This window comes from Mesorhizobium sp. WSM4830, assembly GCF_055811495.1.
Window position 1 is genome coordinate 148742 of sequence record NZ_JBVVQI010000004.1, and the last position, 21350, is coordinate 170091.

Annotated in this window: 22 protein-coding genes; 16 read left to right on the forward strand and 6 right to left on the reverse strand. The window is 61.1% G+C overall.

Annotated features, from left to right (window positions below; genetic code table 11):
- The first annotated feature begins 4 nt into the window (after window positions 1–4).
- Together AC0L2Y_RS07635 and AC0L2Y_RS07640 are read left to right on the forward strand one after the other, a co-directional pair.
- Window positions 5–2125 (forward strand): ParB/RepB/Spo0J family partition protein, encoded by a 2121-nt coding sequence (locus AC0L2Y_RS07635; RefSeq protein WP_473555027.1) that lies wholly within the window; start codon window positions 5–7, stop codon window positions 2123–2125.
- Between the two features lie 847 nt (window positions 2126–2972).
- Window positions 2973–3284, forward strand: coding sequence for a DUF736 domain-containing protein (locus AC0L2Y_RS07640; RefSeq protein ID WP_473555029.1), 312 nt, complete (start codon window positions 2973–2975; stop codon window positions 3282–3284).
- A gap of 73 nt (window positions 3285–3357) precedes the next feature.
- Here AC0L2Y_RS07640 and AC0L2Y_RS07645 read toward each other — a convergent pair whose 3' ends face one another.
- Together AC0L2Y_RS07645 and AC0L2Y_RS07650 are read right to left on the reverse strand one after the other, a co-directional pair.
- A complete protein-coding gene (locus AC0L2Y_RS07645) occupies window positions 3358–4218 on the reverse strand; it encodes a DUF5677 domain-containing protein (RefSeq protein WP_473555030.1) in 861 nt (286 codons plus the stop codon).
- A 206-nt stretch (window positions 4219–4424) separates the two neighbouring features.
- Window positions 4425–4958, reverse strand: a complete 534-nt coding sequence (locus AC0L2Y_RS07650) for a Ros/MucR family transcriptional regulator (RefSeq protein ID WP_473555321.1) — start codon at window positions 4956–4958, stop codon at window positions 4425–4427.
- Between the two features lie 418 nt (window positions 4959–5376).
- On the opposite strand from AC0L2Y_RS07650, the gene AC0L2Y_RS07655 reads away from it, so the two are divergent.
- A complete protein-coding gene (locus tag AC0L2Y_RS07655; RefSeq protein ID WP_473555323.1) occupies window positions 5377–6582 on the forward strand; it encodes a DUF932 domain-containing protein in 1206 nt (401 codons plus the stop codon).
- A gap of 217 nt (window positions 6583–6799) precedes the next feature.
- Here AC0L2Y_RS07655 and AC0L2Y_RS07660 read toward each other — a convergent pair whose 3' ends face one another.
- Window positions 6800–7027 carry a helix-turn-helix domain-containing protein gene (locus tag AC0L2Y_RS07660; RefSeq protein WP_352600215.1) on the reverse strand — a complete coding sequence of 76 codons (228 nt, stop codon included), beginning with the start codon at window positions 7025–7027 and terminating at the stop codon, window positions 6800–6802.
- Window positions 7028–7106: 79 nt separating this feature from the next.
- Here AC0L2Y_RS07660 and AC0L2Y_RS07665 point away from each other — a divergent pair, with 79 nt between their 5' ends.
- The 10 genes from AC0L2Y_RS07665 (at window position 7107) to AC0L2Y_RS07710 (ending at window position 14406) form a co-directional block, all read left to right on the forward strand.
- Complete coding sequence (locus AC0L2Y_RS07665; protein WP_063170738.1) at window positions 7107–7385, forward strand: DNA -binding domain-containing protein; 279 nt, start codon at window positions 7107–7109, stop codon at window positions 7383–7385.
- 139 nt (window positions 7386–7524) lie between these two features.
- The gene (locus AC0L2Y_RS07670) at window positions 7525–7731 is read left to right on the forward strand and encodes a transcriptional regulator domain-containing protein (RefSeq protein WP_473555032.1); all 207 of its coding nucleotides are present in this window, start codon (window positions 7525–7527) and stop codon (window positions 7729–7731) included.
- 100 nt (window positions 7732–7831) lie between these two features.
- Window positions 7832–8323 carry a DUF2285 domain-containing protein gene (locus tag AC0L2Y_RS07675; RefSeq protein ID WP_473555034.1) on the forward strand — a complete coding sequence of 164 codons (492 nt, stop codon included), beginning with the start codon at window positions 7832–7834 and terminating at the stop codon, window positions 8321–8323.
- Between the two features lie 133 nt (window positions 8324–8456).
- Window positions 8457–8747 carry a helix-turn-helix transcriptional regulator gene (locus AC0L2Y_RS07680; RefSeq protein ID WP_473555037.1) on the forward strand — a complete coding sequence of 97 codons (291 nt, stop codon included), beginning with the start codon at window positions 8457–8459 and terminating at the stop codon, window positions 8745–8747.
- Between the two features lie 14 nt (window positions 8748–8761).
- On the forward strand, window positions 8762–9628 hold the full coding sequence (locus AC0L2Y_RS07685; RefSeq protein ID WP_473555040.1) for a replication initiator protein A: 867 nt from the start codon (window positions 8762–8764) through the stop codon (window positions 9626–9628).
- 301 nt (window positions 9629–9929) lie between these two features.
- On the forward strand, window positions 9930–10394 hold the full coding sequence (locus AC0L2Y_RS07690) for a DUF2840 domain-containing protein (RefSeq protein WP_473555043.1): 465 nt from the start codon (window positions 9930–9932) through the stop codon (window positions 10392–10394).
- Window positions 10391–10951: a S26 family signal peptidase gene (locus AC0L2Y_RS07695; RefSeq protein WP_473555045.1), complete on the forward strand. Its 561-nt coding sequence runs from the start codon at window positions 10391–10393 to the stop codon at window positions 10949–10951. The genes AC0L2Y_RS07690 and AC0L2Y_RS07695 overlap by 4 nt, the downstream gene beginning before the upstream one ends.
- Before the next feature lie 46 nt (window positions 10952–10997).
- On the forward strand, window positions 10998–11303 hold the full coding sequence (locus AC0L2Y_RS07700; protein WP_473555047.1) for a DUF736 domain-containing protein: 306 nt from the start codon (window positions 10998–11000) through the stop codon (window positions 11301–11303).
- 24 nt (window positions 11304–11327) lie between these two features.
- Window positions 11328–12416, forward strand: coding sequence for a lytic transglycosylase domain-containing protein (locus tag AC0L2Y_RS07705; RefSeq protein WP_473555050.1), 1089 nt, complete (start codon window positions 11328–11330; stop codon window positions 12414–12416).
- 247 nt (window positions 12417–12663) lie between these two features.
- A complete protein-coding gene (locus AC0L2Y_RS07710; protein ID WP_473555324.1) occupies window positions 12664–14406 on the forward strand; it encodes a relaxase/mobilization nuclease domain-containing protein in 1743 nt (580 codons plus the stop codon).
- 128 nt (window positions 14407–14534) lie between these two features.
- Here AC0L2Y_RS07710 and AC0L2Y_RS07715 read toward each other — a convergent pair whose 3' ends face one another.
- From AC0L2Y_RS07715 to AC0L2Y_RS07725, 3 genes are all read right to left on the reverse strand, one after another.
- Window positions 14535–15065: a hypothetical protein gene (locus tag AC0L2Y_RS07715; RefSeq protein WP_473555052.1), complete on the reverse strand. Its 531-nt coding sequence runs from the start codon at window positions 15063–15065 to the stop codon at window positions 14535–14537.
- Window positions 15066–15373: 308 nt separating this feature from the next.
- Complete coding sequence (locus AC0L2Y_RS07720; protein ID WP_352675323.1) at window positions 15374–15763, reverse strand: hypothetical protein; 390 nt, start codon at window positions 15761–15763, stop codon at window positions 15374–15376.
- A gap of 183 nt (window positions 15764–15946) precedes the next feature.
- Window positions 15947–17224, reverse strand: a complete 1278-nt coding sequence (locus AC0L2Y_RS07725) for an ATP-binding protein (RefSeq protein WP_473555053.1) — start codon at window positions 17222–17224, stop codon at window positions 15947–15949.
- Between the two features lie 454 nt (window positions 17225–17678).
- On the opposite strand from AC0L2Y_RS07725, the gene AC0L2Y_RS07730 reads away from it, so the two are divergent.
- From AC0L2Y_RS07730 to trbB, 3 genes are all read left to right on the forward strand, one after another.
- Window positions 17679–19676: a conjugal transfer protein TraG gene (locus tag AC0L2Y_RS07730; protein WP_473555054.1), complete on the forward strand. Its 1998-nt coding sequence runs from the start codon at window positions 17679–17681 to the stop codon at window positions 19674–19676.
- A gap of 47 nt (window positions 19677–19723) precedes the next feature.
- Window positions 19724–20125 (forward strand): CopG family transcriptional regulator, encoded by a 402-nt coding sequence (locus AC0L2Y_RS07735; RefSeq protein WP_206437580.1) that lies wholly within the window; start codon window positions 19724–19726, stop codon window positions 20123–20125.
- 213 nt (window positions 20126–20338) lie between these two features.
- The gene (gene trbB / locus AC0L2Y_RS07740; protein ID WP_473555327.1) at window positions 20339–21337 is read left to right on the forward strand and encodes a P-type conjugative transfer ATPase TrbB; all 999 of its coding nucleotides are present in this window, start codon (window positions 20339–20341) and stop codon (window positions 21335–21337) included.
- Window positions 21338–21350: the final 13 nt, after the last annotated feature.

Consider the following 21350-nt stretch of genomic DNA (forward strand, 5'->3'; position numbering starts at 1 on the left):
AACCATGACGACCCATGAAACGAGCGCGAAGGCCGCAACTGGAAGCGATATTGGCACCGAGGTTTTCATTCCGCTGAACAAGCTGAAGAAGTCGCCCCGCAATGCGCGCAAGACGCCGCATAGCGGAGCGATCATCGAAGCCTATGCGGCAAGCATCGCCGCCAAGGGCATCCTGCAAAACCTGGTGGTGGAGCCGGAGTGTGACGGCGAGGGCGCGGAAACAGGCTTCTACTTCGTCAGCATCGGCGAGGGCCGCAGACTGGCGCAATTGCTTCGCGTGAAGCGCAAGCAGATCAAGAAGACCGAACCGATCCGCTGCGTCGTCGACACCGTGAACGACGCGCATGAGATCAGCCTCGACGAGAACATCACCCGCGAGGATATGCACCCCGCAGATCAGTTCGAGGCCTTTCGTCAGCTTCACGAGGATCGCGGATGGGGTGCGGAGGAAATCGCAGCCCGCTTCGGCATTACCGCGCATGTCGTGCGGCAACGCCTGCGGCTCGGCGCGGTCAGCCCCAAGCTGATTCAGGTCTATCGCGACGGCGACCTGACCCTCGACCAGTTGATGGCTTTTGGCATCACCGACGATCAAACCCGGCAAGAGCAGGTTTTCGAAAACCTGACCTACAATCGCGAGCCCTACATCATCCGTCGCGAGCTGACGCGGACGCATGTTGCGGCGAACGACCGCCGCGCCATCTTCATCGGCGCGGAAGCCTACATGGAAGCCGGCGGTGCCATCCTGCGTGATCTGTTCACCGAGGATCGCGGCGGCTTCTACGAGGATGCCGCATTGCTCGACCGACTGGTGATCGAGAAGCTGCAAGGCATCTCGGAAACCGTCAGGGACGCCGAGGGCTGGAAATGGGCGGATGTCCATATCGACTTTCCACACGCAAACGGCTTGCGGCGGGCGTACCCGCAGCCGGTGGATTTGTCAGAGGAAGACAAAGCTGCCTACGCAAGGGCATCCGACGAGTTCAACCGGCTCACAGATGAATGGGATAGCGCCGAGGAACTGCCGAACGATATCGATCAACGTTTCGGCAAGCTTGAAGCCGAGATCGAGCGCATCGACGCTCTGCGTCACGCCTACGATCCCGATGTCGTTTCGCGTGGCGGCGTGTTCATCGTGCTTTCCCACGACGGAACGGTGCGTGTTGAACGCGGCTTCATCCGCGCGGAGGATGAGCAGGCGGGATCGAAAGCCGAAACGCGGCCAGACGGCGAGGACTACACCGTCAACGACGATGGCGAGATCATCGAAGACGTCAGCGGTTCGGATTCCGATGGTGGCAGCGACGAAGAAGCGGAGGATGACGGCAAGCCGTTGTCGGACCTTCTCATTCGCGACTTGACCGCTCATCGGACGCTTGGGCTTCGGCTTGCGCTTGGCGACCAGCCGGACATCGCCCTTGTCGCGGTGACCCATACGCTTGCCGCGCAGGCCTTCTATCAGGGTGCGGAAGCTCACTGCCTCGAAATCCGCCCGACCAGCGCCTATCTCGCCGGTCACGCGGACGGCATCGAGGATACGGCAGCCGGCAAGGCTCTGGCGGATCGTCATGCGGCATGGGCGGCGGATATGCCGCGCGACGTGGCCGACTTGTGGGGCTTCATCGTCTCGCTCGACCGTGCAAGCGTCATGGCGCTGTTTGCACATTGTGCCTCGCTCACCGTCAATGCTGTGAAGCAGCTTTGGGAACGCAAGCCCCGTGCCCACGAGACGGCGGACAGGCTGGCAACGGCGGTTGCTCTCGACATGACGGCACACTGGAGGCCGACCGTGCGCACCTATCTCGGGCGCATCACCAAGGCGCATATCCTCGACGCCGTGCGGGAAGCCGCCAGCGACGAGGCGGCAGACAGGCTTTCGACCTTGAAGAAGCTGCCGATGGCGGAAGCCGCCGAGCAGTTGCTCGCCGGAACGGGCTGGCTCCCAGCAGTCATGCGCACGCCGGAGCCTGCCACACACGCGGAACGGCATAACGTGACTCGCGAGGAAGCGGCGGCACCGGACGAGCCGCATGCGGACCTCGCGCCCCCAGAGGCGGACCTCGCATCTATTGATAGCGCCAGCGCGACCGAGGAAGGCGAGCCCTTCCACGTCGCAGCCGAATAAGCCGCCATCCCCGGAGCCGCGTCGGCGGCTCCGGGCAACCCTTTCCGACCGCTATGAAAATTTTCCGGCCGCGCAAATGGCGCGGCCGGAACCTCGACCGCACGACATCAGGAATCGAAGCAATGAGAGGCTAGGCAGAACAGCGCCATCGATGGGCTTCAGTTTCAGCGGCGACAGCGAAACCTCCTTTGGCTAAGCCCCGTTCTGCGAAGGGGATTTCTTCGATCCGGCCGGTTCTCACTGGGCGATGAGGCTAGTCGGCTCGAGCGAAGACTGTGCTCGCCATCGGTCTTGACCACGCCCGCATTGCATCGACCGGATCGAGGAAGCTCGGATCGTCGAGCTTGATGGATGAGGATGCCGCCGTTCTCTCGGCGCGTTGTCCAAGCAGCGGCAGACACGATGACACTGTTCGGCGGATAGCATGGACAGCTCGGTCCCTTCCATTGTCGCCGATGGCGGCTGCCTTGCTGGAGGTATGGGTAGATGTCCCGGCCTTGGCCGGAGAAACCCTTTCGCGATGTAACAGAGAAAGCGCGACCATCGCCGTCGCCATCGCTGCGGTTCCTTCCGTATGCCGGCTCAAACCACGCCCACGGCGTCCTCGAATGGATTGGGTCTGACCGAAGACCGTCTTCGCTTCGCTGCGCCTCGATCGTCTTCACGCAACGTCCATCGACGACTTTTTTCCGCCGCCTTCGGCTTTGCATCGCGAAACAAAAGAGCCGTCGCCGGCCGCCTTCCACTGCGTTCCAGCCCTTCGGGTGCGGGCTGATCGTCCCCGGTCTCACGACCACCATCGAGGCCGCGATGGGCGCGGCCCGATCAAACGGAAGGAACCACCACAATGGCTACGATCGGCACGTTCTCCAGCACCGCCAAGGGCTTCAAGGGCTCCGTCAAGACACTCAACCTCAACGTCAAGACCGTGGACTTCGTCCCCGCCGAGGGTGACAACGAGAAGGGCCCGGACTATCGCATTTTCGCCGGCGCCACCGAGTTCGGTGCGGCATGGAAGAAGACCTCGCGCGAGGGCCGCGACTACCACTCCGTCAAGCTCGATGATCCGAGCTTCCCCGCTCCGATCTATGCGAGCTTGGTCGAGACCGACACCGAGGGCGAGTTCTCCCTCATCTGGTCCCGCCGCGCGGCCGAGTGAGAGCCGGCCAAATCAAAGAAGCCCCGTCCGCCGGACGGGGCTTCGGCATGCTCATGTCCGCCTCGAACTTAAGTTAGGACACTGGGTATTCCACGTTCATCCAGTCATCGTAAGCGCCTTCAAAGGCTTGCTGAAAGTTCCTGATCTTTTGGGCAGCCAATGCAACCGGCTCAAAATCATGTTGGATGAAGCGATAGCCAACTGCCAGTCGGAGATGAAAGCACGAGAGGGTATCGGAAATCAGCCGTGCGCCGTGGGTTAGCAATATTGTGTCTCGCCTCTCGATAGATCGTCGGTCGCGCTCGATAGCGATAGACGTTCCGATCGCGTCAGCATGATGAATATGGCTTGCCAGTGAGTAGCCATGAGAAAACCCGGTAAAGCCCTTTGTCAGTTCATCTCCTGAGCGAGATAGTTCTCCAATCAGACCAGTGAAGCCCCACCGAGCTTCAAGTGAGCGCCGTTCCGTTGGTCCGAATGCGTCGCCGATCGACGTCAGTTCCGTCTCCGACAATAGCCGGTCCCTGATTGGCTTCCAGGCGCGGTCGTGCGGATCCGGCACGATCGCTAGGAGCTCGGCTGCCTTCTTGTGATCCTTGAACAGTCCGATTTGATAGAGATCATGCGAGTACTGTTGGTAGCGTTCTTCAAAGCTTTCGCGTCGCTGAAGAAGATAGCAGAGTTTGAGAGACCCTTCGATAACCGACCGAACCAGAATCTCAGCATCCCACAGTTGTACATATGCAACAAGCAGCAGGGCACTTTCGCTCGATCGGGCAGATGCAGAGAGGAGATCAGCCAAAGTCCGACGTTCGGTAGGCTTCCAATGCTCATGACGCGCTACAGGTGCCATGGTTGGCAGCAATTCGCGCAAAAGGAAAAGACCTTGTTCGGCCCAGGCTCTTAGTTTGGAATATGTTTCTTCAGAGTACATCGGTTCTCTACATTTAGCGGAAGTCGATCGCTACTAGATTGAGTTTGCTGCTTGACGGCCCCTTCCGTGCTGTCGTGCATCCGTGAGAGCACCATTGGTCCCGCCGTACCGCCGAGTAATCTGGCCCACCAAACAAAGCCCCGCCGCAAGGGGGGGCTTTGCTAAGTTCAGGTCCGCCATAGCGGCCCTCTGTCAGGTGCAGCACGTTACGCTTTGGCGGATGCCCTGCGGGCCTTATTCATCGGCGACTTGACTGCCGTTGGCGTCGTTTTCGCTGCTGCCACGCGAGCGGATCGTTTTGGTTTTTCTGCTGTGGCGGGTGCGGGTGCCGCTGCCTTCCGGCCTAGCCCTATTGATTTCGCAAGGGCCGAGCGGGTGGCCGCGTAGCTCGGCGCCACCATCGGATAGTCCGACGGCAGGTTCCATTTCTGGCGGTAGTCGTCCGGGCTCAGATTGTAATGCGTGGCAAGATGGCGCTTCAGCGATTTGAACTTTTTTCCGTCTTCCAGGCAGATGATGTAGTCCGGCGTCACTGACTTCCTGATCGAGACTGCAGGTTCCTGCTTGGCCACCGGTTCCGTCGCCTGCGTGCCGATCCCTTGCAGCGCGGCATGGATATCACCGATCAGCTTCGGCAGCTCGCCGACCGGCAGTGGATTGTTCGACACATAGGCCGCGACAATGTCGGCGGCGATCGACACGATATCCGTTTGCCCATCATGTTCGGAAGAAATGGTCATATAGTTTTCCTCTTGTCTTATCGTACGCACTAAAGTCGTGGATTTACCCAATTCGCCAATCAGGCAAATAGTCCGTTTCCTCTCTACAATCCACATCTCTCAGCCAATATTATAAAGGCAAGCTTCGCTTTCATCGTTTCGATCGGCTGCGGACAACTTTTGCCGATCCGTTGGGAAGCGAGGAGCTTCCCCTCGCTTCCCCGCCATTGCCGCCTGTGCAGAGCAGGGCCGCCGGCTCGCAAAGCGGCCTACTGCAGCAACAGCGGCCATCAATTTCCATCCGCTCCGCTCAACCGTGCAGCCCGGCTCCGCGCGCCGGCATCGGCCCCCATCACTCCCGCGCGCTCACGCGCCCCCGGAAGGCATGCCGAGGGACATGCCTTCGGCATTGACGGAAAAAGGAGTGAGCACAATGAACATGACCACCATCATCGACGGCGAGAGCAACCGCCAGCAGCAGCCGGCTTCAAGTGGCTTTCGAGTGGACATCTCGCGCGGCGAGCGGATCGGGCGAGTTTCTTCGGAATGGTTTTCGCGTCCCGATGACGAGCGCTATCTCAGCCTCACCGAGCTTTTTGATGCCGTGAAGCAGAGAGCGGACCGCGCTACCGCCCGCACCGTCGAGAGCCGTGCGGTTCGCGTCGAAGCGACCCGCGACAATGCAGAGCGGCTTTCGCTTATCTTCCCCGGACAGGAGCAACCGATTGCGCCCACGCATTGGAGTTTTGGCCAGCTTTGCAGTCTTGTCAGCGCACCGGCAACCTACATGCGCCAGCTTCCTCCGCCTCTGGCAGGCATCAATTTGCAGCATGGCCTTTTGAGCCATCGGGCGGAGTTGATGAAGACCCTCGAGACGGAGGACGGGCGCGTCGAGCTTCGCGCCGTGACCGGCCCGGACTATGGCCGCATCTGGGATCACGAGCTTGTCGCCGCCGTCATGAAGATCGCCGGCAATGGCACCGGCGACACCATGTGGAAGGTGCCGGGCGTTCTCGACTGGGCGACCATGACGCACAATCCATTTGTGGACGTGACCAAGGACACCACGACGCTTTACGCCAGCGACCGCGACGTGTTTCTGTTTCTGGTGGACGACACACATCCGATCGAAGCCGGACGGCTGCCGAATGGCGAACCGGATTTGTATTTCCGAGGCTTCTATTGCTGGAATTCGGAGGTCGGTTCGAAGACGCTAGGCATTGCGAGTTTCTATCTCCGCGCCGTTTGCATGAACCGCAATCTGTGGGGCGTCGAAGGCTTTGAAGAAATCAGCATCCGTCATTCGAAGTTCGCAGCACTTCGTTTTGCTCATGAGGCAGCGCCCGCTTTGACGAGCTTTGCGAACTCAAGCCCGGCGCCGTTCATCGCCGGTATCAAGGCCGCGCGTGAGAAGATCGTCGCCCGTAGCGACGAAGACCGCGAAAGCTTCCTGCGCAAGCGCGGTTTCTCCAAGAGCGAAACAGGCAAGATCATCGAGGCAGTTTTGCAGGAGGAAGGCCGCCCGCCCGAAAGCATCTTCGATTTCGTCCAGGGCATGACTGCGCATGCGCGTACCAAGGCGCATCAGGATAGCCGATTGGAGCTCGAAGGCAGGGCGAAGGCCTTGTTGGAAAAGGCGGCATGAGCAAACGAAAGGCCGCGCAGCGAGCGTCTCGCCGCGCGGCCTATCAGGTCCGCCGTATCAACGATACCGTCATAGCATAAGGATATCTGCCGACTAGATCATCGGGGTGCGTGCTGCCGTTTTTGAACTCGGCGGCCGCTCGCCGGGCTCCGCCCGGCTCGCGATGCAACTGATGTCATGAGTGCCAACAAAGGACAAATGGGGGCAAAATTGCCTTCTATTTTGTGACGCGCAATGGAGGTCGCCTCAGAAGGTCCGCGGCCTCAATCCCGAGAACATTTGCCAGCTTGTCGACGACGTCGATCGTCGCGCCGTAGACGCTGCGTTCCAACGCACTGATATAGGTGCGATCGACTTCCGCGCGGTGGGCCAGCTCTTCTTGCGAAAGCCCAGCCGCCTGCCGATGCCGCCTCAGATTGCGCGCAAACACCTCGCGAATTTCCATGCATGGGAGTGCAACGCCTTGTCGAGTATTCAACCACGGAGTATTCTCGACAAAGTGCCTTCAAGGATGGAAATCGCGTTTGCTCAAACCACTGCTTGATCCCGATGTTGCCGACGTTGCTCCAGATTCCTCGATCTTGACCGGGTATGATGAGGAGCGGCTGCTCACCTATATCCGCCTGCTCGACGCGGCGGCCGAAGATGCGGACTGGCGCGAGGTGGCCAGGATCGTCCTGCACATCGATCCTGAGCAGGAACCGGAGAGAGCGTTCAAGTCCTGGGAGACCCATCTTGCCCGCGCGCGGTGGATGACGACGAGTGGTTATCGGTATCTTCTGGCGGGAGGTGCGCCCCATTAGTGCAGCCTGCCATGCGCCACGCTTTGCTGAATCAGCACAGCGGTTTGCTGACTCTCCAACTACCCAGCACGCGCATCGACGCCGATGCTGATTCCGAAGCTCGCAGCCTGGTGCTGGCATCGGGAGAGGACCTGGCAAATTGCAAGGCGATTGGACCAATCCAGCGGCCTATGTGCACATGCGCGACTACGAAGCGCCGGAGTTCGCTGCCGAATACCTGATCCGGAACGACGCCTTCATCGCCGAGTGCAGTCAGCTTGCGTCGCTGGGCACAAATACCGGAGACCTGCTCGGACAAACTGACTTCGCCGCACGGTGGGGCGCGCGATTTCACTGTCACCGGTGACGGACTTCCATCTGCCGAGAACATCGTCTGGACGGAACAAGCCTCGCCGCGCGTTCTCCGGGCCACGCGGATGCCTGCCTCGATCGACTCGCATAGGAGCGTGCTTCCTCGCGAGCTCCGCAACGCTAGCGTTTGGGAGCAGGGCGAAGATGACTATGAGGCTCTTTGGTCGCCATCGACCGCAACGCATCGCCTGATTGCCGAGAGTTGCGATGGTTCACTTGGCATCAATGCCATCATTCTCCCGCTCGATGACGCCTTCGAAACAAGACTGGACGCCGCACGCCAGTTCTGGCGGGCGCTGAACGGCCGACCGCCTGGCGGCCCACTCTATGGCGCGCTGCCCCAGCAGACGAAGATCAGGCATACCCTCAATCTGCGCGCTCACGACGCCCGCCGCACAGCGGCCTCCTATCGCAACATCGCGGAGGTGCTGCTGTCACGAAATCCAATCGTGCCACGGGATTGGCGCGACCATCACCTCAGGCACAAGGTACGGGCCGTCCTGCGAAGAGCGGATCGCCTGGTCGCCGGCGGCTACCGCGACCTTCTTTTCTATCCACACAGCCGCAGCCGAAAATCCGATCGGTGAAGTCCTTCTTCGCAGAGGAGCAAAAACACATCCCCCGATGTTTGCCCCCCCTCGCTTTCCTCAATTCGACCATCGTCCGTTTCGCGCGTCCCGGCAGGCCAGGATGACAGCAAAACCGGATGGAGATCGAGCAATGTCGAAGGGTCCCGCGGACGCGCCCCAAAAATACCTGCGAACCAAGGAGGCAGCACCGATCGTCGGCCTCTGTGCTCGCACCCTGGAAAAACACCGAACCTACGGCACCGGCCCAAAGTACCGAAAAGTTGGTGGTCGCGTGCTCTACGATGTCGATGACCTGCACGCCTGGATCGAACTCGGCGCGCGTACCTCCACCAGTGATGCGAACGCGACCTTTGTTCCGCCGGCCAAGCCCCATGCCGCCCGCGCACCTGCCTATGCCGGCAGACGCGGTAGCGCCTCGTAGCGCTGGTGGCGTCAGTGCGGCACCGCTCCGAAGGCCAAATCGATCTGTTTCACGCGCGTGCCGGCGTCGTCACGCCACGCGACGCGCAGGATCTCATGTCGTGGCCGTTCTTCTCCCTTGCCAAATCTCGCCGCACAACGCCGATCGATTTTCGCATGGGCGAGGTGTCGATCCGCGTCGAGGCCACTGTCGAACACGGCATGGCGACCATCTGGGATGCCGACATACTGATCTGGGCTGCCAGCCAGATCGTCGACGCGCGAGACAACGGCCTTCGCACGTCGCGTTTCATGGCGGCCACGCCCTACGAAATTCTTGCCTTCATCGGCCGCTGCGATTCCGCCCACAGCTATCACAGGCTGAAGGCCGCGCTTGACCGGCTGCAGTCGACCACGGTTGCCACGTCGATCCGACAGCCGGCCGAACGGCGGCGCCATCGCTTCTCCTGGATCAACGAGTGGAAGGAGCGTATGGACGCCAGCGGGCGCCCGCTCGGCATCGAGCTCATCCTGCCCGACTGGTTCTATGCCAGCGTTCTTGACGATGCCCTGATCCTCACCATTGACCGAGAATACTTTGGCCTGACGGGCGGCCTGGAACGATGGCTCTACCGTCTGGTGCGAAAACATGGGGGGCGCCAGACCTATGGCTGGAGCTTTGACCTTCAGCATCTCCATCTGAAGTCAGGCGGCCTGTCGTCGTTCAAGCGCTTCACGTTCGATCTGCGCGAGATCGTCCGTCGCCAACCGCTGCCTGGCTATTGGCTGGGGCTCATTCTCGATCCTGATGGTCGATCGCGCCTGACCTTTCAACCCACTCCGCCCGAACCGTACGCGGCGCAACGCGCGCCACGCGCTCGAACGACCAAGGCTGTGAAATGACTGTGGACAGGCCCGTGCTATCAGGAACCGCAACTCCCGTGCCATCGGGAACCGGATTCCCGTGCTATCAGGAACCGGATTCGATCCTAAGCCATTGTGGCGATTGCCGAACCGGCTCCTCTAACGTTTCTAACCGAGAATCCTTCGGATTCTTTCTAACGGAAAGCGCCGAACAGCGAGGCTATGGACGACGGCCAGGCCCTGATCGTTCGGCCATGCCGAGAGCGATCGACGTCCTCTTTTCTTTGTCCGCCCCTCGCTTCGCCACGCTTGCTCGTGACCGCCTGTCACGGAGGCCGGCATGAGCGATCTCACCACTGTCGAACTGGTGTGGGTGAAGAAGCGGATCGAGAACTACATCCGCTTCGGCAAGGTTGCTTCGAACAGGAACATCGACCGTAGCCGTCGTGTAGTCTCCTTTACGCCAGGCAGTATCTTCGCTTTCGTTCGGTGGACCGCGAACGACTTCGGCACTGTCGCTTCCCGCATCGATATCCTACGCGCTGTTGCCACCGGCGAGCCCAGCACGACTGTCGCCTATGTGCGCCCCGGCGCCGAGATACTGCTCACAGCGATCGGATGGCCGAATGTCGAAAAAGTGCTGAAGATCATCGACGCCATCGAGGCGATTGGCATCGAGCCTGTCGATGTGTCACCGGATTACTGGCGGCATGCCCACAGTAGGTTTGCGGCGCGCGAGACGCCCAGGCCCTACACACGCCAGCGCCATGAGGCCTGGCTCCTGCGCCGCAGGATTGAGCCATGAGCATGCGCGCAACGATCATCGCCGGCACGCTCGGCGGCGCGGTTCTCGCCGTCGCTCCAGCATGGATCGATCATCGCCCGAGCTTTATCTGGAACGCATCTGCAAGCGTCCCCGTCGGGTTGTATCGTATCGAGCTGGCCAGCAGGATCGGCGTCGCCGACGTCGCCGTCGTCATGCCGCCTGAACCGCTCGCCAGGTTCCTGGCTGAGCGTCAATATCTGCCGAACGGCGTGCCGCTTCTGAAGCGCGTGTTGGCACTCGAAGGCACGACTGTCTGCCGCCAGGGCACCGCCATCATCACCCATGGCGTGACCGTTGGATTTGCGCGCGAGCGCGATAGTCGCGGCCGACCTTTGCCCATCTGGCAGGGCTGCCGCGTGATCTCCGACGGCGAAGTCTTTCTCATGAACCGGGACGTCGCCGACAGTTTCGACGGCCGGTATTTCGGGCCGCTGCCGCTCACTTCGGTCATTGGCCGCGCGGCTCCTGTCTGGGTCACCGACAGCACCTCTCCAGCGCCGAAAGTTACCAACGACCACTTTCCAGGCGAGCCGTGAAGACTCGCGTCAGTTATCCCCAAACGCTCATGAAAGGAGCACCGCAGTGGCCCAGATCGGCACCTTCATCCGCAACAACGACGGCTTCTTCGGCAACGTCTCAACGCTGACGCCCGACGCGAAGCTTGCCATCCTGCCCACCGAGAAGTCGGATGCCGAGAACGCGCCGGACCACCGCGTCTTCTGTGAAGGCATGGAGATCGGCGCGGCGTGGGAGCGTACCGGCGAGAAGGCTGGCAACTACCTCTCCGTCTCCATTGATGATCCGTCCTTCACGCAACCGATCCGCGCCAATCTGTCCAGTCCGATGCCGAGAAAAATATCTGGGCCTTGCACTGGAGCAGGCAGTTGAAGCGCGACGAGCGAGGTTGATCGGATGCGCCGACTGCGCGGCACCCACCCTTTCGCGTCAAACCCTTTGATCGATCTGGCGCTGGTCGAACCCTTTGACCCGATCGCCTGTCAGGCGGCTGCCGCGCGCAGCGAAGGTCAAGGGCGGTCGGACGCTTGCCAATCGTTGCGGACGCTCATCGCCCAGCAATTTGGGGCAGGCAAGTCCGTCCGGCGAAGCCTTGCCCTTGACGGCAGCGAGCACGGTGGCAGGGTTTTCGCGCGTCGGGACGGCGGTGCATGCGATGTCATCCGGCGAGGCGTGACGATGCTGTGTGCATGCGTCATGCTCCTTCCTTCTGCATCGGCGGTTTACACAGAGCCTCTTTCTCATGGCGAGGGGCCGGCTCTCTCCAACGCCAAGACTTCGTCCGCTGATCCCTGGTCGGCTCATATCAGGGAAGCCGCGAAACGCTTTGCTATACCTGAGCGGCTGCTGCGCGCCGTCATGCAGGTCGAGAGCGTTGGCGATGTTCATGCGGTGTCGAGCAAGGGCGCGATGGGCCTGATGCAGATCATGCCGGCGACGTGGGAAGAACTGCGGATCAAGCATCATCTTGGCGACGATCCTTATCAACCGCACGATAACATTCTTGCCGGTGCCGCTTATCTCCGCGAGATGCTCGACCGCTTCGGTCGGAGCGGCTTCCTCGCTGCCTACAATGCCGGTCCCGGCCGCTACCAGGAACATCTTGCGACGGGCCGGCCGCTGCCGCGGGAGACAGTCGACTATGCCAGGAAACTCGCCCCGCTGATCAATGGTGCGGTTCCCATTCCGACGCGCGCACGGCAGGGAGCGGGCAGAGCGAGTGCACTCGGTTCGGCGATTTTCGCGCACCTGGTAAACAAACCGAATGGCTCAGCTTCGCGAGACGAACGCGAGACCGATGGTCCCGTCGAGACTGTGTTCACTGCGATCCGCTCCCCCAGTTTGCGAGCACCGGTGGGCAAAGCAGTCACCGATCTTACGGCGCTCGCACCGCAAGCGGAAGGCTCGCGCAGAGGAGATACATCAGATCCGAATCCCACTGTTCTTGGCCCATTTGTTCAGGGTTCTTCCGGGCCATCACAATGATCACCGTTTTTCCCGTCAATCGCATTGCGGCGTGTCCCGTCGCGGACATTGCGGCGGGTAGGTTGGCCGCGAGAGAGGTCGAAGGGGGATGGCAGGATAAAGGGCAGCGATGTGCGGCTCGGTCGGTCGATTGTTTTTCTTATGGTTTTTGTCTCGCTTTGCGATGTACTCGCGTAATTGGCGATGTGCACGCTCGCTGTTTTTTCAAGATTTACAATGGAAATCGCACCTCGCGGGCTCAGCGCCTATGAATCGTGACGATAGTTTTCGTGTGCGCCTTGGCCGTATCCGCTCCCGCGCCGGCCAGCGCGCTCGCCCGTTCATATTCCAGGCGCTCGCAGCGGCACAGCGGGCGGGCGGTCATATCTCGCGAAAAGGCCGGATCACCTCCCCAAGCGCCTCGACGTTCGGTCGCGGCAGATCGGCAAGCATCCGCGCAAATCGCCTCATCACCGGCCGCTCACGCAGTGCCGTCGTAAAGGCACGCGTCGTTCGTCAATTCAGAAGCTCGGCGCCGCTCGCTGCTCATCTCAAATACCTTCGTCGCGAAGGCGTGACACGCGCCGGCGAGAAGGCGACGATGTTTGGTCCTGACACGGACGAGGCCGCTCACGACGTCTTTGCAGATCGGTGCAAGGAGGACCGGCACCATTTCCGTTTCATCGTATCGCCCGACGACGCCCACGAGTTGGGCGACCTCAAAGGCTTTGCCCGAGACCTGATGATAGACATGGAGCGCGATCTCGGCACGAAGCTCGATTGGATCGGCGTTGACCATTGGAACACCGAACATCCGCACGTTCATATTCTTGTGCGCGGCGTTTCCGACGATGGCGAGAACCTTGTCATCTCACGCGACTACATCCGCCAAGGCATGCGCGACCGCGCAAGTGGCATCCTCACCCAGACACTCGGGCTACGCACCGACCACGACATCCGTCGGACCATCGAGCAGCAGATCGACACCGAGCGCTGGACGCAACTCGACCGTCAGCTCGTTCGCGACGCAGATCGCCATGGCATCATTGATCTCGCACTTCACCCTGATAGCCAGCCGGACGAATTTCTGGCGCTCAAGGTAGGGCGGCTCCGCAGGCTTGAAAGCCTCGGCCTCGGCAGCGAGGTCGGCCCGGGCCAATGGATCATGGCGGATGAAGCCGAATCCACCTTGCGCGCGCTTGGTGAGCGCGGCGACATCATCAAGCGCATGCATCGCAGCCTAACCGGCCATGGCATCCACAAAGGCACAGCCGATTATGTCCTTGCAGCTGAGCAGATCGACAAACCTATCATCGGTCGGCTGTTGGAGCGGGGGCTCGACGATGAGCTACGGGGCTCGGCTTATGCCATCGTGGACGGTATAGACGGTCGTGTCCATCACATCCGGTTTCAAGATCTAGACGCTACCGGCGATTCCGCCCAGGGCTCGATCGTCGAGCTTCGTCGCTACGAGGATGCGAAGGGCTGCGGCCGCGTTGCACTCGCCGTCCGCTCCGACCCCTCGATTGAAGAACAAATTCATGCCCATGGCGCGACTTGGCTCGACCGTCAGCTTATCGCGCGTGAACCGATCGAAATTGGGGAGGGCGGCTTCGCCAGAGAAGTGAAGCAGGCGCGTCAGGATCGCACCGATCATCTTGTCGAGCAGGGTCTCGCACGGCGCGAAGGTCAACGCGTCATCTTCGCTCGCAACCTGATCGACACGCTACGCGATCGGGAGGTGAATGCGCTTGGCGCTCGGCTGGCTGGCGAGATCGGACTCCCGTTCACGAAGGCTTCGGAAGGCGACCAGGTAGCTGGCATCTACCGGCAACGTTTCTCCCTCGCGTCCGGCCGCTTCGCCATGATCGATGACGGGTTGGGCTTCCAGCTCGTGCCCTGGTCACCATCGGTCGAGAAGCAACTCGGCAGTCACGTTGCTGGTGTTATGCGCGTCAATGGCGGCGGTGTGGATTGGAGCTTCGGAAGGAAGCGCGGACTCGGACTGTAGTGCATCAACGGTGACAAACAGGCAGCTACGACGGACCGGGCGAGCCACTGGGGATACCTTGGCCGACGCTGCGATCATGCTGCTTGTGTCGACGCAGCTGGCCGATGCATTCGGGAAGTAACAGCTGGTTACGTCGTTGGAATCGGAGAAAACCGTGTCGCGATGTCGCGCGCGTCGACCTCCGTCACGACGTCGTGGACGAACCTGCGCTTGCTCACCCAATAAATGCAAGGCAGCCCTGACTCGTCATAGATTTCAAGCCTGGCCATAAGCTCGCCGCCGAGGTCGATGTAGACCGGGCAAGTGGCATCCAGCCATGTGCGGCGAGGCCGGATCCAGTCGTACTGGTGATGCCCTCGGTAGGACTCGATCACCTGTTGCCTGATCTGGTGCATGAAATAATACGTCCCGCCACGAGTGCGCGCCTTCGTGGCCTCCGGGCATTCCTGCCTGCATTCGGAAAGCTTGACGCACATTCCGACGGTCCCCCCGCGCATGTGCCGCTCGGCCTTTTCCCACACGAGATCTTGACCCAGTTCAGACTCCGGAGCCGGAAGCTCGTGGTAGATGTCGAAGTTATGTTTGAACCCACTGCCGTCCACTACCCAGACCAAGTTGCCGTAGAAGGTCTCACGAGACAGCCGTTCGTCGTCCGTCATCGATGAGTGCTGCACCTCGATCACGATCCCTGTCGAAGTCTTTATGTCGGCGCGGTGGATTTCCCCGTCGTGCGCGACGTGGGAGATCTCCCTGCACTCCTCGGGAAACCTGTTTTTCCATTCACGATGCCACGGGGTTTCGTTCTCCCACCATGGATCGCAGTTCCGGCGGCCGAAATGCGCCCAGTGATGCAGGATGCGAGGACCGCATTTCGGATACCATCGCCGATCCGCATGAGGGACAGCTGCCCCTACCTCCTGGAAAGGCCTCCCGGCGGTTACCGTCGACCAAGGCGTATTGCATGGCTCTATTTCCCGAGTCCTTCGAGCGTCTCGGCGACGAACGCCCAGCCGTCCTGCGTGACTAGGAATTCCCCGACGCTTTCGTCAACTGTCAGGTAACCTTTCTTGACGAGGGCTCCGGCCACCCATTTGTCGGGACGAAACCATGTACCATGCATCTCAATGCCGCGCAGCGGGATGCGACCTCCAGCGAAGACGAGGTACGACAAAAACAGTGCTCGCGTGCGAGGCGTATCATGCTTGGAGTCGTTGTTGTCCTGCCCCCAGTTGCCGTAATCGGCGAGGTTTTCGTACGGATAAGAATCGAAGCTCTTCGCCGAAGAAGGCTTGCCGTCGATGGACATCGCGATCGCGTCGATAATCCGCTTTGCTGTGTCCTTCTCAATATCCAGCATGCCTGCCCCTCCCTGTTGTTGCTGTCGCGCCCTTGGACTGGCACTCGGTCTAGCACATCATGGAGGCTTCATACGGATCGTTCGTGCATACCACGACGAACACTCCGCGGAATCGACGCGCGCCTCGGCGCACAAGTGGGTCGTGGCGATCAGGAAGCCAAGCGGAACGCTTAGTGAGGCTCGTCACCTTTCGGAAAGTTGGAAGTTCTTCGTCCGGCTCTTCACCGCTGGATGATCGACCTCAAGGACCACATTCGCCTGTTCGGCCTTCAGGCGCACGTAACCCCGGATCATCTTCTCCGTGAACTCGTACCAGCCTGCCCTCGTTCCGGTGAGGATTCGCGCATGGCTGGCCTGCTTGAGGCTGTTGATGCGCTGGTTGAACCTGTCACGGTCAAGCGCGTCCTCTGGACGATCCCTCATGATCCGTTGGTACGAGTCGAAGATGTCCGTGCTGCGCCGTCGCAGCTCGTGCCCGTCGGCGGCCGCCCAAAGGACTCCTTCGTAATCGTTGTTGTACTTCTGGGTCGCCTCCTCGTATGGGCCCCTCAGCCTCATCTCCATAGAGCTGGCGGCATCGGACATGGCCAGTTCGAACAGCTCTCCGGTCACCTTGCCCTCGTTGTCGGCCCCGTACACGCGCCAGAAGAGCTTCTCGGTCACGAAGTGGACGTAGTGTGGGAAACCGTCGCTGATCCTGGCGATGCGGTAGATAGTGTTGTCGTCGATCTCGATACCCAGCCTGTCGGCCGCGACCGTCACGATGTCGAAGCGGGCCTCCCATGGCAGTTGCGCCAGCCCGACCGTATGGAAATATCTGTCAGCGCTGCCGTGCGCAGCCATGATCGCATCGACGCTCTCGCCAATGCCGCAGAAGATAAACCTCGCAGTGACATGCTTGTCTGAAACTTGCTTTATGAAGTTAGTGAAATACTCCTGCTCCTCCTTGCTGCCGATCTGATCGAACTCATCGATGACGACAACAGGGCTGTCCGCGTAGCTGTCGCAGAGGAACTGCACCAGACGAACGGCTTCGTTTACCGAACCCGGCTCTGTCGCCGACGTCTCATAGGTCGTTATCTTGCCTCCGGCGGCGATGCCGAACCTGCCGAAGCCTCCTGCCCATTCCTTGATCTTCTTCTCGACCGTCGGATTCTTGTTGACCGCCTCGTCGAACATATCGCGCATAACGCTACCGAAAGTGCTCTTGCTGTCGCAGCCTATGACGATGGGATCGGCGCCTGCCGAAAGCCCGTAAGCGGCGGTCTGCGCCAGCGACGATTTCCCTACGCCCCGGAAGCCGTGGATCAGGACGTGCCGTCCCGACTGGTAGAGCGCCCTCTTGATGCCGCTGAGCTGCTCCTCGCGGCCTCTCAGGAACTCCTCCGACTGCAACGGCTGGGCGGGAGAAAGAACCTTGCCGAGCAACAGGCCGAATTCGTGTTCGGGTTGCGTGATCACAGGGCGCAGGTTTCTAAGTTGAGTCGTCATGGGCATAAATGTACACGTGCGACGGGATGCCGCAAAGGCTGACAAGGGGCTATCCCTCGTCGATCACGCGAAGCCTTATGCGGACGATGCACCGGAGCCTTTATGCGAACGATGGTTCATAGCGACAGATTGATCTCTAATGGTACTACAGCGACATCCCTGTGTCCGCATCCATGCCTGTCGAATAGAGCAGCCGGTCGCCCCAAGGAAAAGTTCTTCGAGGGCCATTTCCCATCGGAGGCGAGTTTCTTCTCACATCGACAGGCCCCTGAACCAAGGTAACAACCCGGAATCCGGCACCGCATCCAGCACGTCTCTCTAGGTCCGGGCGCACCATGCTGTCCTGACCTGCCCTTTAGCCTTGCATATCCGGAAACTCGACATTCTCTATCCACTCCCGATTGTGCAGCCCGAGAGACGAGACGTGCCGGCGACCAGGATATTGTGGGGTCAGGTCCTTACCGTCCTCCTGATCGTACTCCTCACCACCTGGGGCGCGACGCAGTGGACGGCGTGGCGGTTAGGCTTCCAGCCGCAACTTGGCCATCCGTGGTTCGAGCTTGCCGGCCAGTCTATTTATCCACCGCCTGCATTTTTTTGGTGGTGGTTTTTCTACGATGCCTATGCACCAGAAGTGTTCATCGAGGGTGCGCTGATTGCCGCCAGCGGCAGCTTCATCACGATCGCGGTCGCCATCGGCATGTCGGTGTGGCGGGCACGGGAGGCGAAGAACGCAGCCACCTATGGTTCGGCACGCTGGGCGACGCGCGAGGAGATCCAAGCCGAGGGCATGGTCGGTCCGGATGGCGTTGTGCTTGGAAAACTCGACCTCGACTATCTCCGTCACGACGGTCCTGAACACGTTCTGTGCTTCGCGCCGACCCGAAGCGGCAAGGGTGTCGGCCTCGTCGTGCCGTCCCTGCTGACTTGGCCGGGCTCGGCGATCGTCCACGACATCAAGGGTGAGAATTGGGAACTGACGGCCGGATGGCGGTCGCGCTTTGGCCGCGTGCTGCTGTTCGATCCGACCAATCCTGCATCGGCTGCCTACAATCCCCTGCTGGAAGTCCGGCGAGGCGAATGGGAAGTGCGAGATGTGCAGAACGTGGCCGACGTGCTCGTCGATCCCGAGGGGTCGTTGGAACGCCGGAACCATTGGGAAAAGACCAGTCACGCACTTCTGGTCGGCGCCATCCTGCATGTTCTCTATGCAGAGAAGGACAAGACGCTCGCCGGCGTTGCGAACTTCCTCTCCGATCCGCAACGGGCGATCGAAACGACACTACGCACCATGATGCTAACGCGGCATCTGGGCGACGCCGGTCCACATCCGGTCGTGGCATCGGCGGCGCGCGAACTGCTCAACAAGTCGGAGAATGAGCGGTCCGGGGTGCTTTCGACGGCCATGAGTTTTCTGGGCCTTTACCGCGATCCGGTTGTGGCGAAGGTGACGTCTCGTTGCGACTGGCGGATCGCCGACCTAGTCGAGGGCGAGCGGCCGACCACTTTGTATCTCGTCGTGCCGCCATCGGACATCAGTCGCACAAAACCGCTCATCCGCCTCGTGCTTAACCAGATCGGCCGCCGGTTGACGGAGGATCTCCATGCGAAGGATCATCGCCAGCGCCTGTTGATGATGCTCGACGAGTTCCCGGCACTCGGCCGTCTCGATTTCTTCGAAAGCGCGCTGGCCTTCATGGCGGGCTACGGCATCAAGAGCTTTCTGATCGCGCAGTCGCTCAACCAGATCGAAAAGGCCTATGGGCCGAACAATTCCATCCTCGATAATTGTCATGTGCGGGTGAGCTTTGCCACCAATGACGAACGGACGGCCAAGCGCGTCTCGGACTCGCTGGGAACAGGAACCGAGATGCGAGCCATGAAGAACTATGCCGGGCACAGGTTGTCGCCATGGCTCGGGCATCTGATGGTGTCGCGGCAGGAGACGGCGCGAGCCCTGATGACTCCGGGCGAGATCATGCAACTTCCGCCGACCGATGCCATCGTCATGGTGTCAGGACTGTTCCCGATCCGAGCGAAGAAGGCGCGGTACTTCGCCGATCAGCGCCTTGCCGAGCGTGTCCTGCCGCCACCGAAGCCAGAAACGGCCCAGGGAATGTCGCGCCCCGACGACTGGACCGGCACAACAGTCCTTCCGGCGTCGGAAGACAATCCTCAGCAATCGAAGCCCTCCATGAATCCACAGGACGAGGATCCGGCAAATGGCGGCATCCGCCGCCAGCCCGGGATTCCCGAGCATGAGGACATTGCACCGGAGCGAACAACACAGCGCGACGGCGAGTTCGACCTTGACCGGGACGAACCTGACGATGACGCTGTCCGTCGGCGCTCGGTCGACCAGGTCATGCGGCGCGCCGCACGACAGGCCGCCCTTGATCCCAACGACGGCATTGAGTTGTGAAGAACACGAAGAAGAAACGGCTCTCGGCCTATCTCGATCCAGACGTGATGAACGCGCTCGCCGACTACGCAGCGCGGCGCGACGTCTCACTGTCGCTGATCGCCGAGGCTGCAATCGCCTCCTTGCTTTCGCCGGACGCCGACGAGCGAAAGGAAGCGGCGATCGCCCGACGCCTGGACCAGATCGACCGGCGCGTGCAGCGCGTCGAGCGCGACGTCGGCATCGCCATCGAGACGCTGGCGCTATTCGTCCGCTTCTGGCTCACCTCAACCCCGGCTTTGCCGGAATCCGCCCAGGCCGAAGCTCGCGCGAAGGGCCTGCAACGCTACGATGGTTTTGTCGACGCGCTCGGTCGCAGGCTGAGCAAAGGACCAAAGCTCCGGCAGGAAATCGCCGAGGACGTGCCCGCGGCACCGCCGGCCGACACCGATGATTTGCCTGCGGGTTAGGTCTGAGTCGAGTTCGCCATTTCCGCCGCACCGCATTTTGCAAGTCTCTGCACGTCGCATCAGGATCGCCGGTTTTGCTTGTTGCAAGGCCGATAGTCCTGCCTCTTCTAATCATCCCCGACAGCGGCACGGACCAACTCGCCGCAAGGAATGGGGATCATCGTGGCAACCAGTCATCAGCCTGGCAGGGAAGCAGTTTCGCGCGGCGCGCGCATGCTGCGCACGGCCCTTGGTCCTGCCATTGCCGGCTTCCTTGAAGATCCTGATATCGTCGAGGTGATGCTCAACCCGGACGGGCGGCTCTGGGTCGACCGGCTGAAGGAAGGGCTTGTCGCCACCGACGAAATCCTTATCCCGGCCGATGGCGAACGGATCGTTCGGGTGGTCGCGCATCATGTCGGTGCGGAAGTGCATTCCGGCGCCCCGCGTGTATCTGCCGAACTGCCTGAGACCGGGGAGCGTTTCGAGGGCTTGTTGCCGCCTGTCGTCGCGGCGCCGACCTTTGCCATCCGCAAGCCGGCCGTCGCTGTGTTTATGCTCGAAGATTATGTCGCGGCCGGCATCATGACAGAGAGCCAGGCCGGCGTGCTGCGGCTTGCGGTCGAAAGGCGGAAGAACGTGCTCGTCGCCGGCGGCACGTCGACAGGCAAGACCACGCTGGTCAACGCGCTGCTTGCCGAGGTGGCGAAGGGCGCCGACCGCGTCGTGCTGATCGAGGACACGCGCGAACTCCAGTGTGCTGCGCCCAACCTCGTGGCGCTGCGCACCAAGGATGGCGTCGCCTCGCTCTCCGATCTGGTGAAGTCGTCCATTCGCTTGCGTCCCGACCGTATCCCGATCGGCGAGGTGCGCGGAGCCGAGGCACTTGACCTGCTTAAGGCCTGGGGCACCGGCCATCCGGGCGGGATCGGCACCATCCATGCCAGTTCCGCCCTTGGCGCACTGCGTCGACTCGAACAACTCGTGCAAGAGGCCGTGGTCACGGTCCCGCGCGCCCTCATTGCCGAGACGATCGACATTGTTGCCGTGCTCGCCGGCCGAGGCTCGGCCCGACGTCTCATTGAGATTGCGCTCGTCGATGGGCTCGACCCCTCCACCGGCGACTACCGCACGCTCGAGGCAAAGCTCGAGACCGCACCAACCGTGAATCCCCGATCCCCCATGGAGTCTCAGAATGAATCCGATCCGCTTCACTTCGTCATCTATCCATAAGCTCGGTGCGGTG